This window comes from Amycolatopsis plumensis (assembly GCF_042652605.1).
In the GTDB taxonomy this organism is placed as follows: domain Bacteria; phylum Actinomycetota; class Actinomycetes; order Mycobacteriales; family Pseudonocardiaceae; genus Amycolatopsis; species Amycolatopsis plumensis.
Genome location: NZ_JBHSJY010000001.1, coordinates 4,526,225 through 4,538,724 on the forward strand (window position 1 = coordinate 4,526,225; position 12,500 = coordinate 4,538,724).

13 protein-coding genes are annotated in these 12,500 nt (G+C 70.8%); 10 read left to right on the forward strand and 3 right to left on the reverse strand.

Annotated features, from left to right (window positions below; all coding sequences use genetic code 11):
- Positions 1 to 17 precede the first annotated feature (17 nt).
- Both ACFPLC_RS21925 and ACFPLC_RS21930 read left to right on the forward strand, forming a co-directional pair.
- Complete coding sequence (locus tag ACFPLC_RS21925; protein WP_378205349.1) at positions 18 to 1,562, forward strand: acyl-CoA synthetase; 1,545 nt, start codon at positions 18 to 20, stop codon at positions 1,560 to 1,562.
- Entirely contained in the window at positions 1,562 to 2,071 is a 510-nt protein-coding gene (locus ACFPLC_RS21930) for a TetR/AcrR family transcriptional regulator (RefSeq protein WP_378205346.1), read from the forward strand. The genes ACFPLC_RS21925 and ACFPLC_RS21930 overlap by 1 nt, the downstream gene beginning before the upstream one ends.
- On the opposite strand, the gene ACFPLC_RS21935 is transcribed toward ACFPLC_RS21930, so the two are convergent.
- Positions 2,068 to 2,469 (reverse strand): PPOX class F420-dependent oxidoreductase, encoded by a 402-nt coding sequence (locus ACFPLC_RS21935; protein WP_378205343.1) that lies wholly within the window; start codon positions 2,467 to 2,469, stop codon positions 2,068 to 2,070. The genes ACFPLC_RS21930 and ACFPLC_RS21935 overlap by 4 nt on opposite strands.
- Positions 2,470 to 2,624: 155 nt before the next feature.
- On the opposite strand from ACFPLC_RS21935, the gene ACFPLC_RS21940 reads away from it, so the two are divergent.
- The gene (locus ACFPLC_RS21940; RefSeq protein ID WP_191316782.1) at positions 2,625 to 3,830 is read left to right on the forward strand and encodes a glycosyl hydrolase family 8; all 1,206 of its coding nucleotides are present in this window, start codon (positions 2,625 to 2,627) and stop codon (positions 3,828 to 3,830) included.
- A gap of 243 nt (positions 3,831 to 4,073) precedes the next feature.
- On the opposite strand, the gene ACFPLC_RS21945 is transcribed toward ACFPLC_RS21940, so the two are convergent.
- The gene (locus ACFPLC_RS21945) at positions 4,074 to 5,057 is read right to left on the reverse strand and encodes a Gfo/Idh/MocA family protein (protein ID WP_378205340.1); all 984 of its coding nucleotides are present in this window, start codon (positions 5,055 to 5,057) and stop codon (positions 4,074 to 4,076) included.
- Between the two features lie 97 nt (positions 5,058 to 5,154).
- On the opposite strand from ACFPLC_RS21945, the gene ACFPLC_RS21950 reads away from it, so the two are divergent.
- Genes ACFPLC_RS21950 through ACFPLC_RS21980 form a run of 7 tightly spaced genes read left to right on the forward strand, consistent with a single transcriptional unit; the run spans position 5,155 to position 11,298 of the window.
- Complete coding sequence (locus tag ACFPLC_RS21950; RefSeq protein WP_378205337.1) at positions 5,155 to 6,102, forward strand: ABC transporter substrate-binding protein; 948 nt, start codon at positions 5,155 to 5,157, stop codon at positions 6,100 to 6,102.
- On the forward strand, positions 6,089 to 6,967 hold the full coding sequence (locus tag ACFPLC_RS21955) for an amino acid ABC transporter permease (protein WP_378205334.1): 879 nt from the start codon (positions 6,089 to 6,091) through the stop codon (positions 6,965 to 6,967). The genes ACFPLC_RS21950 and ACFPLC_RS21955 overlap by 14 nt, the downstream gene beginning before the upstream one ends.
- Positions 6,960 to 7,727, forward strand: coding sequence for an amino acid ABC transporter ATP-binding protein (locus ACFPLC_RS21960; RefSeq protein WP_378205331.1), 768 nt, complete (start codon positions 6,960 to 6,962; stop codon positions 7,725 to 7,727). The genes ACFPLC_RS21955 and ACFPLC_RS21960 overlap by 8 nt, the downstream gene beginning before the upstream one ends.
- Positions 7,724 to 9,442: an aminotransferase class V-fold PLP-dependent enzyme gene (locus ACFPLC_RS21965; RefSeq protein ID WP_378205328.1), complete on the forward strand. Its 1,719-nt coding sequence runs from the start codon at positions 7,724 to 7,726 to the stop codon at positions 9,440 to 9,442. Before ACFPLC_RS21960 ends, ACFPLC_RS21965 begins: the two co-directional genes overlap by 4 nt.
- Before the next feature lie 53 nt (positions 9,443 to 9,495).
- A complete protein-coding gene (locus ACFPLC_RS21970) occupies positions 9,496 to 9,873 on the forward strand; it encodes an effector-associated constant component EACC1 (protein WP_378205325.1) in 378 nt (125 codons plus the stop codon).
- Complete coding sequence (locus ACFPLC_RS21975) at positions 9,866 to 11,179, forward strand: caspase family protein (protein ID WP_378205322.1); 1,314 nt, start codon at positions 9,866 to 9,868, stop codon at positions 11,177 to 11,179. The genes ACFPLC_RS21970 and ACFPLC_RS21975 overlap by 8 nt, the downstream gene beginning before the upstream one ends.
- Entirely contained in the window at positions 11,164 to 11,298 is a 135-nt protein-coding gene (locus tag ACFPLC_RS21980) for a hypothetical protein (RefSeq protein ID WP_378205319.1), read from the forward strand. Before ACFPLC_RS21975 ends, ACFPLC_RS21980 begins: the two co-directional genes overlap by 16 nt.
- Here the strand turns inward: ACFPLC_RS21980 and ACFPLC_RS21985 are convergent.
- Positions 11,286 to 12,458: a macrolide family glycosyltransferase gene (locus ACFPLC_RS21985; RefSeq protein ID WP_378205316.1), complete on the reverse strand. Its 1,173-nt coding sequence runs from the start codon at positions 12,456 to 12,458 to the stop codon at positions 11,286 to 11,288. The genes ACFPLC_RS21980 and ACFPLC_RS21985 overlap by 13 nt on opposite strands.
- Positions 12,459 to 12,500: the final 42 nt, after the last annotated feature.

Here is a 12,500-nt window from a genome sequence, read left to right on the forward strand (position 1 = left end):
GCCCGAAGGGAACTCCCATGCCCGAAGACGTCCGCCCGCGGGTCCGCTTGTTCGGCGAGCTCCTGGCGCACTGGGCGCGGGAACGCCCCACGGACACCGCGCTCGTCTTCGGCGACCGGAGCTGGACGTGGGCGGAGTTCGACGAGCGGGTCCGGCGGCTGTCGGGCGCCCTCGCCGCCGCCGGTGTCACCCGCGGCGACCGGGTGGCGTTCGTCGACAAGAATCACCCCGCCTGCCTGGAGACGACCTTCGCCGCGGCCGGGCTCGGCGCGGCCGACGCCGTGGTGAACTGGCGGCTCTCCGGCGACGAACTCGCTTACGTCCTCAAGGACGCCGGGGCGAAAGTGGTCTTCGTCGGCGCCGAACTGCGGCCCGCGCTCGACGCGGTGCTCGACCGGCTGCCCGCGGTGGAGCGCGTGATCGTCGTCGGTGGGGACGCCGACGAGTACGAAGCCTTCCTCGCGTCCGGTGTGCCCCACAGCGAGGCCGATGTCGACACCGACGACGGCGTCCTGATCATGTACACCAGCGGCACCACCGGCTTCCCGAAGGGCGCGGTGCTGACCCACCGCAGCGTCCTCGCGCACGGCCTCGCCGCCGGGACCGCGTTCCCGATCGGCCCGGGCGACGTCAACCTGGTCGCGATGCCGCTGTTCCACGTCGGCGGCAGCTGCTACGCGGTTTCCGGGTTCCTCTACGGGGAACCGTCCTACCTGACGCGCGAGCCGGACGCGGCGTCGCTGTTCGCGGCGCTGCGGGCCGGGATCACGCACGCCTTCCTGGTGCCCGCCGTCGTCGCCGGGATCGCGCAGGCCGGCGAGGCCGCCCTCCAGGCGTTCTCCCGGCTGAAGTACCTGTGCTACGGCGCTTCGCCGATGCCGCTCCCGCTGCTGCGCACGGTGCTCGCCGCCTGGCCGGAGGTCAAGTTCGCCCAGGTCTACGGCATGACCGAGCTGTCCGGCGCGGTCACCGCCCTGGACCCGGAGGCGCACCGGGACACCACTCGCCCGGAGCGGCTGGCCTCGGCGGGCACCGCACTGTCCGGAGTGGACATCCGGATCGTCGACCCGGTCACCTTGGAGGACGCCGAGGTCGGCGAGGTGTGGGTGCGCACCGAACAGCGGATGGCCGGCTACCTCGGTAAGCCCGAGGCGACCGCGGAGACCATTGTGGACGGCTGGGTCCGCACCGGCGACGTCGGCCGGCTCGACGACGGCGGGTTCCTGTTCCTCGAGGACCGCGTCAAGGACATGATCATCACCGGCGGCGAGAACGTCTACTCGCCGGAGGTGGAGCGGGTCGTGGCGGAGTTCCCCGGCGTCGCCGAGGTCGCCGTGATCGGCATCCCGGACGACCGGTGGGGCGAGCAGGTCAAGGCCGTCGTCGCCGGAGACCAGCTCGACGCGGAGAAGATCGTGGAGTTCTGCCGTGAGCGGCTGGCCCACTACAAGTGCCCGCGCACCGTCGACGTCGTGGACGCCCTGCCGCGCAACGCCACCGGCAAGATCCTCAAGCGTTCGCTGCGCGAACCGTACTGGCGGGACCGGGACCGGAACGTCTGATGCCCTCGCGCCGCGAGTACTTCGAGGCTTCGCTGAAGGTGCTCGCGGAGCACGGGTTCACGGGGTTGAACGTCGGCGCGCTGTGCCGCGAACTGGGTGTCACGAGCGGGTCGTTCTACCACCACTTCCTGGGCTGGCCGGGATTCGTGACGCAGCTGCTGGAGCACTGGGAGAGCCGGCAGCTGCTCGGCTCCCCTGAGGATTTCGCCGCGCTGATGGATCTGACGCTGGGGCTGCCCCACGAAGCCGAGGCGGCCATCCGGGCCTGGGCGCTGAACGACGGCAGCGTCCGGGCGGTGCAAGAGCGCGTCGACGCGGCCCGGCGGCGAGCAGTCGGCAAGGCGGTCGAGGGGATCGTCGGTGACCGGGCGCTGGCCCGGACGCTGACGTCGCTCGGGATGGCGATGCTGGTGGGGCACCAGCAGTTGGCGTCGGCGGGGGAGCACGACGAGCTGACGGAGCTGCTGGCCGAGTACACCCGGCTGGTGCACTCGCGGGCCGGGGGCTAGGCGTTGCCGAGCACCCGGGTCACGGTGATTTCGATGACGACCCGCTGGGGGTTCGGCTTGGGCTGCCGGTAGCGGGCGGCGTACCGGTTTTCGGCGTCCCGCACCGATTCCGGGTCGTCACGCAGGACCGCACGTCCCTCCAATGTGGACCAGCGCGGGCCGTCGAGCTGGCAGACGGCGACCGGGATCCCGGCCGCGCCCGCGGCGCGCACGAGCCGGGCCTTGACCGACGGGGCGAAGGTGATCACCCGGGCGAGGCCGGCCTCGAAGTCGACGGTCACGCCGACCGCGACGACGTGCGGGGTGCCGTCCGGCCGAACCGTGGTCAGCGTGGCCAGGTGGCGCTCGGTCCAGAACGCGCGGAAGTCCGGCCCGCGGCCGTGGAGGTCGATCTTCATGGTCTCCACGCTAGTCCGTCCGGGTCGGCGAGGCGGGGTGGGACCCACCGACGGTAATAGTAAGGAAAGTTTCTTAACCCTCTTGACCTGGTCTTGAACCTTCTGTCAGGCTTCGATCACCTTCGCCGCAGCCAACGATGTCCTACGGAGGAGTCATGAGAAGAGTCGTCCGCGCGGTGGTGGTTTCGGCCGCGCTCGCTGCGGGGCTGCTGAGCGTGCCCGCCGGTGCGTCCGCGGCCGGCACGCCGTACGTGCCGGGAACGCTGCGGCCGTCCGTTTCGCAGGCCACGCAGGACGCCGCGCTGCAGAAGTACTACGACTTCTGGAAGAAGAACTTCCTGACCACCAAGTGCGGCACCGGCACCTACGCGGTGCTGTCCAAGGACGCCGACCACGCCTTCGTCGCCGAGGGCGAGGGGTACGGCATGACAATCTCCGCGATGATGGCGGAGAAGGACCCGCAGGCGCGCTCGATCGTCGACGGGATCCTGAAGTTCGTGAAGGCGCACCCGTCGGTCAACAACAAGGACCTGCACGCGGCGGAGCAGGATGCGAACTGCAAGAGCGTCAACGGCAGCGACTCCGCTACCGACGGCGACCTCGAAATCGCCTACGGCCTGCTGATCGCGGACAAGAAGTGGGGCAGCGGCGGTGCGGTCAACTACAAGGCCGAAGCCGTCCGGATCATCAACGCGATCAAGAAGAGCGAGGTCAACGGCACCACGAAGTTCACGTTGCTGGGCGACTGGGGCAACGACGCGGAGTACCGCAACAGCTCGCGTTCGTCGGACTGGATGCCGGGCCACCTCCGCGCGTTCGCGGCGGCGACCGGGGACAGCTTCTGGACGTCGGTCCGCACCCGTTCGGAGACGGCGGTGAGCCAGCTGCAGTCGTCGTACGCGCCGAACACCGGGTTGCTGCCGGACTTCGTGGTCAACACGAACTCGACGCCGAAGCCGGCGCCGGCGGACTTCCTGGAGGGCCCGTACGACGGCAAGTACAGCTGGAACGCGTGCCGAGACCCGTGGCGTCTCGGCGCAGACGCGATTTCGTTCTCCGGCAGCGCGGCGGCGGCCCAGGTGCGCAAGATGAACACCTGGATCAAGTCGGCGACGGGCGGGGACCCGGCCAAGATCCAGAGCGGGTATTCGCTGTCGGGGTCGAAGACGGAGAGCGGGCAGCACCCGTGCTTCACGGCGCCGTTCGCGGTGGCGGCGATGGCGGACCCGGGTAGTCAGGCGTGGCTGGACAAGCTGTGGACGGCCGTGTCGTCGTGGTCGCCGGATGCGACGGACTACTACGGGACCGGGATCACGGTTCAGGTGCTGTTGATTCTCAGTGGCAATTACGTGGCTGCGTAGCGTTTGGTCCGGCCGCCTTGTGCTGTTTCGGGTGCGGGGCGGTCGGAGCCGCTCTACTTCTGCCGCGGCTGGGCGGGTCTGGTGACGTCGTGGGTTGGCTTGCGTTGCCGGCCGCCGGTTCGCGATCACGTCGTCGGTCGGGTTGCGTTGCCGGCCGCCGGTTTGGGTGTGGCCTGTGGACAACCGCTGCGCGGCCTCCGATTCTTGTCGGTGCCCTCCGGTAGCGTGGAAATCGGGGGCTGCTCAGCTCGGCTGCCGGAGCGGCAGCCCCGCTGCCCGGTAGATCTCGTCGATCACCGTCATGTTCTCCACCGCGTCCTCCGGTGAGGTCTTCACCGGTGCGCCCTCCTTTACCGCCGCCGCGAAGGCGTCCAGCTGATACTCGTAGGTTGCCCGGCGGGGGAACTTCTCCGTGCGCTTCACCCCGTTGATCTCCGCCGTGAAGCGGTGGTATGCCTGGGGCATCAGGGGGTTGACCACCCGGACCGATCCGCGGGAGCCGGTCACCGAAGCGCTGATCTTCAGCACCGATGATGACCACATCGAGCACTTGATGCGGCCCGTGTGACCCGACGGGTACGCCAGCTCGGCCGTCATCGCCCGGTCCACCTGCGGCGAGCGCAAGCGAGCCGTGGCCGAGACCACCGTGGGTGTCTCGCCTCCGAACACCCGGGCCATGTGGACCGCGTAGCAGCCCGCGTCCATCGTGGCCCCGCCCGCCAGTCCGTAGTCGTAGCGGATGTCTGAGAACTTCGGCAACGGGAAACACACCGCCGTCTCGATGCGCTGAAGATTTCCCAGCTCGCCTGACGCCACGATCTCCTCGACCCGCAGCGCCAGCGGGTGGTAGCGGTAGTGGAACGCCTCCATCACCACCCGGTCCGACGCCGAAGCCAGCGTGGCGATCTCCCGGGCTTCCTCCGCGTTCGCCGTGAACGGCTTCTCGCACAGCACGTGCTTGCCCGCCTCCAGCGCCGCGCGCGTCCAGCGGCCGTGGAGGCCGTTCGGCAGCGGGTTGTACACCGCGTCGATGTCCGGCTCCGCCAGCAACTCCTCGTATCGCCCGTACGCCCGGGCGATGCCGTGCTTGGCCGCAAACGCTTGCGCTCGGTCGAACGACCGTGCCGCGACCGCCACGACTTCAACCTCGGAGCTGGAAGAGGCGGGCTTGACCAAGGCCGCGGGCGCGATGCGAGCCGCCCCCAGGATGCCGATCCGCAGGCTCATTAGGGCGAAGCTAGCACCGGACAGAATTTCAACATGCAGTTGACCTCTTCAACATGGAGTTGTAGCGTTCCGGCCAGTCGAACAGTGGAGGTCCGTTATGTCCCGTTCTCGTACCGTGCAGGCGGTGTTGCTCGCGAGCGTTGCCGTGCTGGTGACGGCTTGTGGTGGCGGTCCGGACGGCGCGGGCGGGACGTCGCAGGCCGCCGGGGCGCCCGCCTCCGGCATCCCGGACACCGCGGCGATCGTCCAGGGCGTGCAGAAGGACGCCCAGCTCAGCGACGGACTCCCGGCGAACGTCAAGCAGGCCGGCCTGCACCTGGCCTCGAACCTGCAGTCCGCGCCCAACAACTTCTACGCCGCCGACGGCAAGACGCCGATCGGCTACGAGGTCGACCTCGCCAAGGCCATCGCCGCCAAGCTCGGCGTCACCGTGACGCACCAGGACATGGCGTTCGGCTCGCTCATCACCAGCCTCCAGTCCGGCCGCATCGATCTCACCATGGCCGGCATGAACGACACCAAGGCTCGGCAGCAGCAGATCGACTTCGTCGACTACTTCACCTCAGGCATCACGATCATGATCCGCAAGGGCAACCCCGACGGCATCACCGGCCCGGACACCCTGTGCGGCAAGAACGTCGCCGTCGTGCAGGGCACCAGCCACCAGAAGTTCGCCACCGAGCAGAGCGCGAAGTGCACCCAGGCCGGCAAGCCCGCGATCACCGTCACCGCGACCGACAGCGACAACCAGAACCAGAACCAGCTGCGCACCGGCCGCGTCCAGGCGATCCTCAACGACCTCCCCAGCGCCGTCTACATCTCGCGCACCGCCGGCGACGGCAAGTTCTTCGAGGTCGTCCCCGGTGAGCCGATCGACGGCGGTCCGTACGGCATCGGCGTCAACAAGGCCAACACGGCCCTGCGGGACTCCGTGCAGAAGGCGCTCCAGGCCCTGATCGCCGACGGCACCTACGGCAAGATCCTGCAGGCCTGGGGTGTCGAGCAGGGCGCGATCAAGGAGGCGGCGGTCAATGGCGGCTCCTGAACCGCTCCCGATCGTCCGGCTGCGGCACTGGGGCCGCTGGGTCGCCGCCGCGATCATCGTCGCGCTGCTCGTCCTGCTCGGCATCGCGCTCGGCAACGCGCAGATCGCATGGGGCCAGGTCCCGGACTTCGTCTTCTACAAGGTGATGGCGACCGGCCTGCTCAACACCGTCGTCCTCGCCGTGCTGTCCCAGGCCGTCGCGATCGTGCTCGGCATCGTCATCGCCCTGCTGCGCCGCAGCGCCAACCCGGTCGCCCGGTGGTTCGCCGCCGGGTACATCTGGATCTTCCGCGGGCTTCCGGTGCTGCTGCAGATCCTGCTCTGGTACAACCTGGCGCTCGTCTTCCCGGTCATCGACATCCCGTTCCTCGTCCACGAGCAGACGAACGTGCTGATCAGCGCGTTCACCGCCGCGTTCCTCGGCTTGGCGCTCAACGAAAGCGCGTACATGGCCGAGATCGTGCGGGCCGGCTTGAACAGCGTGGACAGCGGGCAGACCGAGGCGGCCAAGTCGATCGGCATGACGCCGGCCGCGACGCTGCGCCGGGTCGTGCTGCCGCAGGCCATGCGCGTGATCATCCCGCCCACCGGCAACGACTTCATCAACATGCTCAAGGGCACGTCGATGGCGTCGGTGATCGGCGTGACCGAGCTGATCCACGCGGCCAACAACATCTCGTCCAACAACCTCCTGGTGATGGAGACGCTGCTGGCCGCGGCCGTCTGGTACATGGTCGTGGTGACCGTCGCCGGCGTCGGCCAGCACTACCTGGAACGCGCGTTCGGGCAGGCCGACCGCGGGCCGCTCGCTCGCGCGGGCAAGGCCCTGCGCGGCGTGCCGCTGGTGAGGAGTGCCCGTGTCTGAACCCCTGCTGCGCGCCGTCGGCGTCCGGAAGTCCTACGGCCACACCGAAGTCCTCGGCGGCATCGACCTGGAAGTCCACAAGGGACAGGTGGTCTGCCTGCTCGGCCCGTCCGGCGCCGGGAAGAGCACGTTCCTGCGCTGCATCAACCACCTCGAGACCATCGACGCCGGCCAGATCTGGGTCGACGGCGAGCCGATCGGCTTCCGGCAGCGCGGCGGCAAGCTCTATGAGCTGCGCGAACGCGAGGTCGCCCGCCAGCGCCGGGACATCGGCATGGTCTTCCAGCGGTTCAACCTCTTCGCGCACCGGACGGCCCTGGAGAACGTCGTCGAGGGCCCGATCCGGGTCCTGGGTCTCAAACCGGACGACGCCCGGAAGCAGGGCCTCGACCTGCTGGACCGCGTCGGGCTCGCGCACCGGGCCGACGCCTACCCGGCGCAGCTGTCCGGCGGGCAGCAGCAGCGCGTGGCGATCGCGCGGTCGCTGGCGATGAAGCCGAAGCTGATGCTGTTCGACGAGCCGACGTCGGCGCTCGACCCGGAGCTGGTCGGCGAGGTCCTGGAAGTCATGAGTACGTTGGCGGGGGAGGGGATGACGATGGTCGTCGTGACGCACGAGATGAGCTTCGCCGCGGAGGCCGCCGACGAGGTGGTGTTCCTGGCCGACGGCGCCGTCGTCGAGACCGGGCCGCCGTCGGAGGTGCTGAGCGCACCGAAGCACGACCGCACCCGGCAGTTCCTGGCGAGGATCCTCGCGTGACCCGGATTTCGCCCCGCTACCTGCTCCAGTTCGACGAGCCCGCCGGCTACCTCGACTTCGCCCGCTTCGGCCCGCCGTCGCACGCGGTGCTCGACACGACGGCCGCCCTGCTCGACCAGGCCACCACGGCCGGCCCGTCCACTGTGGACGAACTGATGCGGCAGGAGGTCCGGGCCAAGGCCGCCGCCGCGCGGCTGTCCGGCTCGGACACCGACCACACCGTGCTGCTGCCGCACACCAGCCTCGGCCTGTTCCAGGCCGCCTTCCACAGCTCCGGCGAAGTGCTCGTGTCGGCGTCGGAGTTCCCGGCCAACACCTACCCGTGGGCCCGCGCCGAACAGGCCGGGCGGCTGCGCGTCCGCCGGCTGACCAGCGGTTACGTCACGCCGGAGCGCGTCGCCCATGCGTTGACGCCGGAGATCACGACGGTCAGCGTCAGCGCGGTCGACTTCCGCACCGGCTACCGCGCCGACCTCGCCGCGCTGCGCGACGTCGTCGACGACCGATTGCTGGTCGTCGACGGCATCCAAGGCTTCGGCGTCATCGAGGAGCCGTGGGAGGTCGCCGACGTCCTGGTTGTCGGCGGGCAGAAGTGGCTGCGCGCGGGCTGGGGAACCGGCTTCGCGGTGCTGTCCGACCGCGCGCTGGAGCGGATGGACCCGGTGCTGTCGGGCTGGACCGGCGCGCGTGACCCCGGCCTGTTCGACGACGAGATCCACCCGCCGGACGCGACCGCCCAGGCCTGGTCGATCTCCAACCTCAGCCCGATCACCTCCGGCGCGTTCGCCGAGGCCTTGGAGCTGGTCGAGGACGCCGGTGCCGGGGCCATCGCGGCCCGGATCGCCGAGCGGCTGGCCTCCTTCGAAGAGGTCCTGGCCTCCTGCGGCGCCGAAGTCGTCTCGGCGGTCGACCGGCGCGCGGGAATCCTGGCGTTCACCCTGCCCGGCCACCCCGCCGAGCAGGTCGGGGCGGCGCTGGCCAACGCCGGGATCGCGGCGACCGTGCGGCCCGAGCACGTCCGGCTGTCGCCGCACGCCTCGACCCCGGCCGCGGCCGCCGACCTGCTCCGGGAAGCGCTGGAGACGCTGACGGCGCCGCGAGCGCCCCTGGTCGTCCCGGCCGCGGGGGCGACCACGCACGACGTGCTCACCGCGCTGGTGCCGGCCATCCCGGGACTCGCGGCGATGCTCGGCCCGGGCAACGAAGTCCTGCTGCACGACCTGAGCCGGCTGCCGGACTCGATCATCGCGATCGCCGGCGACCTCACCGGCCGCAGCGTCGGCGGCCCGATGACCGACCTGCTGCTCGGCCTGGTCCGCCGCGGCACCACCCAGGACCTGACGAACTACCGTACCCACGGCCCCGACGGCCGGCCGATCCGCTCCTCGACGCTGTTCCTGCGGGACGCCGACGGGGTCGCGGTCGGCTGCCTGTGCGTCAACAGCGTCGAGGAGGCCGCGTCCGCCGGCGGCAACGGCGAGCCGGAGACTTTCCCACCGGACGTCGACAGCCTGCAGCGGTTCCTCGTGGACCGGGCGGTGACGAAGGCGGGCATCCCGGTGGACCTGATGAAGAAGCGGCACAAGGCGGCCGTGGTGCGGGAGCTGGACGAAGCCGGTTATTTCCTCATCAAGGACGCGGTCGACCACCTGGCCGGGCGCCTCGACGTCACCCGGTACACGATCTACAACTACCTCAACGAGATCCGCGCCTGACGCTGCCCGAACGGACCTTGTCCCTGCGGCCGTTCGGGCGCACGATGGCGCGCATGACCGAATCGGACACGCGGGCCCTGGTCCGCCTCGAACCGGACGGCGAGGCGGACGCCGAAGAGTTCGACCTGCTCGCCCGCCGGTTGCGGGCCGAGCTGGGCGGGCTGGACGTCGACCTGCTGCCGGTGCCGGCCGAGCTCCCGGCGGGAGCCAAGGCCGCCGACCCGGTGACGATCGGCTCGCTGATGGTGGCGTTCAGCGCGGCCGGCGGCGTGTTCCCGGGGCTGGTCGAGACGCTGCGCGAGTGGCTGGGCCGCCAGGCGGGCAAGCACAAGATCAAGGTGACCATCGACGGCGACACGGTCGAGCTGGAGCGGGCGACGTCGGCCGAGCGCCAGGAGCTGATCGACGCCTTCGTCCGCCGCCATGGCTAGCCGCCACGCGCTGCTGATCGCGACGGAGACGTACGCCGATCCGGCGTTGCGGCAGCTGACCGCACCCGGCGGCGACGCACGGGAGCTGGCCGCCGTCCTGAGCGACCCGGCGATCGCCGGCTTCGAGGTGACGACGCTGGTCGACCAGCCCCACCACGTGGTGGGCGAGGCGATCGGCGAGTTCTACCGGGGGCGCCGCCGCGACGAGCTCACGCTCCTGTACTTCACCGGCCACGGCGTCAAGGACGACGACGGCAGCCTGTACCTGGCGATGGCCAACACCCGCCGGGACAGCCTGATGTTCACGGCACTGGCGGCGGAGCTGGTCGACCGCGCGATGGCGGGCTGCCCGTCGCGGCAGAAGGTGCTGGTGCTGGACTGCTGCTACAGCGGCGCGTTCCCGGCCGGGCGCCTGGCGAAGTCGGGCGCGGACGTGCACACCCTGGAGCGGTTCCAGGGCCGCGGCCGAGCGGTGCTGACGGCCTCGGACGCGACGCAGTATTCGTTCGAGGGCGACGCGGTGGTGGGCTCGGCAGCCCGCTCGGTGTTCACCCGGCACCTGGTGGCGGGCCTGCGCGACGGAAGCGCCGACCTCGACGGCGACGGCGACGTCACGGTGGACGAGCTGTACAGCTACGTCCACGAGCGCGTGGTGGCGGAGCTGCCGCGACAGCGGCCGAAGCACCAGTCCGATGTGGAGGGACGCATCGTGCTGGCGCGGAACCCGCGGTGGGAGCTGCCGGAGTACCTGCGGCACGGGCTGGCGAGCCCGATCGCTTCGGACCGGCTGAACGCCCTGGAAGGGCTGAAGCGGCTGCACCGGGTGGGAAACGAGTGGGTGCGGCAGCGGACGGCGGAGGAGATCCGCCGGCTGGTGGACGACGACAGCCGGACGGTTTCGGCGGCGGCGGCCGCATGGGTGGGGAAGGCCGAGGGGCCAGTCGAGGTGGCGGCGTCGGAGCCGCCGGTCGAGGTGGTGCCGTGCCGAAGCCGAAGCCGAAGCCGAAGCCGAAGCCGCAGCCGGAGGCCGCCATGCCGCTCCCGCCTGCCGCGGTCGAGCCGGAGCCCGCGGCCGCCGTGCCGCAGCAGCAGCCGCAGCCGGACCCGGCGGCCGCCGTGCCGCGGCCAGAGCCAGAGCCAGAGCCGAAGCCAGCGCCGGAAGCTTCGGCCGGAGTGTCGCCACCCCGGCCGAAGGCGGTCCGTGCCAGGCCGCCGACGCCACGTGAGGCGGCGGCGAGCCTGCAGGACAAGCCGTTCGCCGACCCGAAGGTCTACTTCATCGAAGCCGGCGTGCTCGCTTGCCTGACGATCGTGGTCGTCCTCGGCGGCGGCGCCGGCAGCTGGATCTTCCTGCTGCTCCTGGTGCTCTGCGCCTTCTTCCTGGGGCGGGGGATCTTCCTGCTGCGGCGACCTCAGTCCAAGTAGGACTCCACCGCGTCCGCAGCGACGGAAACCCCGCCGTGCCCCCGGATCTCTGCCTTCAGCGACGCCAGCCGCGCAGCCACCGAAGCCGACGAGGACACCTCATCGACCGCCTCCCGCAGCGATGAAGCCGTCACCGACTCCGCGGGCAGGTGCCGCCCCACCCCCAGCGCCTCGAGCTGGGCCGCGTTGCCGAACTGGTCCGCGGCCTGCGGAATCGCCACCGTCGGGACCCCGAACCACAGCGCTTCCGTCGCCCCGCCCATCCCCGCGTGCGTGATGAACGCCGACGCCGCTTCCAGCACCGCCAGCTGCGGCACGATCTCGTGCACCTCCACCGACGGCGGCAGCGGCCCGAGAGACGCAGGCGACACGTGCTTCCCGATGGACATCACCACGTGCCAGTCCGAAGCGAACGCGGCCACGCACGCCCGATAGACCTCGAGCTGGTCGGTGAACGCCGTCCCGAACGACACCAGCAGCACCGGGCGTCCCGACGACGGCGGCGTCCAGGACCGGTCGGCCAGCCGCGCCGGATCCAGGCACGGCCCGACGAACCGCACGTGCGGGCCCACCCGGTCCGCCTGGGGCTGCATTGCCCGCGGGATCAGCGAAAGGACCCGCTCCGGATGCCCCAGCCACTCCCACGGATCGGCCGAAACGCCGTGGGACGCCAGCCACCCCGAGAGGGTTTCCGCGTAGTCCACACCGGACGGTGACGCCTTGATCGGTTCCATCACCGAAGCCATGTCCTCGTCGTAGCCCTCCCACGCCACCAGCGTCGGCGACAGCTGCACCGCGGGCACGCCGTAGCGCGCACCCAGCAGCGGCGCACCCAGCCCGCCGATGTCGTACAGGACCAGATCCGGCCGGTCGGTGTCGAACCGGGACGTCAGCAGCGGGTGGATGGCGATGGCCTCGTCGAGGAAGACGCGCATGGCTTCGGCCGGCTCGTCCGGCCACACGGCCGCCTCGCCGAGCGGGAAGATCGTCGGGTGCTCGACGACCTCGGCGCCCGTCGGTGCCACCAGCGAGGCCAGCGGCGAGCCGACGACGTAGGACACCCGGTGCCCGCGCCGGACCAGCTCGGCGAGCACGCCCAGCGACGGGTAGACGTGGCTCGGCGCGGTGCAGCCGACCATGACGATGTGTTTGCGCAGCATGGTGCTCCTTCGAGGGAGAAAGACCAGACGGCGCGCAGGTGA

What these genes read in the sequence shown, in the direction of transcription:
- ACFPLC_RS21930 (WP_378205346.1), top strand. Translation starts at nt 1,562, where the DNA reads ATGCCCTCGCGCCGCGAGTACTTCGAGGCTTCGCTGAAGGTGCTCGCG.
- ACFPLC_RS21985 (WP_378205316.1), bottom strand. Translation starts at nt 12,458, where the DNA reads ATGCTGCGCAAACACATCGTCATGGTCGGCTGCACCGCGCCGAGCCAC.
- ACFPLC_RS21950 (WP_378205337.1), top strand. Translation starts at nt 5,155, where the DNA reads ATGTCCCGTTCTCGTACCGTGCAGGCGGTGTTGCTCGCGAGCGTTGCC.
- ACFPLC_RS21935 (WP_378205343.1), bottom strand. Translation starts at nt 2,469, where the DNA reads ATGAAGATCGACCTCCACGGCCGCGGGCCGGACTTCCGCGCGTTCTGG.
- ACFPLC_RS21975 (WP_378205322.1), top strand. Translation starts at nt 9,866, where the DNA reads ATGGCTAGCCGCCACGCGCTGCTGATCGCGACGGAGACGTACGCCGAT.
- ACFPLC_RS21970 (WP_378205325.1), top strand. Translation starts at nt 9,496, where the DNA reads ATGACCGAATCGGACACGCGGGCCCTGGTCCGCCTCGAACCGGACGGC.
- ACFPLC_RS21925 (WP_378205349.1), top strand. Translation starts at nt 18, where the DNA reads ATGCCCGAAGACGTCCGCCCGCGGGTCCGCTTGTTCGGCGAGCTCCTG.
- ACFPLC_RS21940 (WP_191316782.1), top strand. Translation starts at nt 2,625, where the DNA reads ATGAGAAGAGTCGTCCGCGCGGTGGTGGTTTCGGCCGCGCTCGCTGCG.
- ACFPLC_RS21945 (WP_378205340.1), bottom strand. Translation starts at nt 5,057, where the DNA reads ATGAGCCTGCGGATCGGCATCCTGGGGGCGGCTCGCATCGCGCCCGCG.
- ACFPLC_RS21955 (WP_378205334.1), top strand. Translation starts at nt 6,089, where the DNA reads ATGGCGGCTCCTGAACCGCTCCCGATCGTCCGGCTGCGGCACTGGGGC.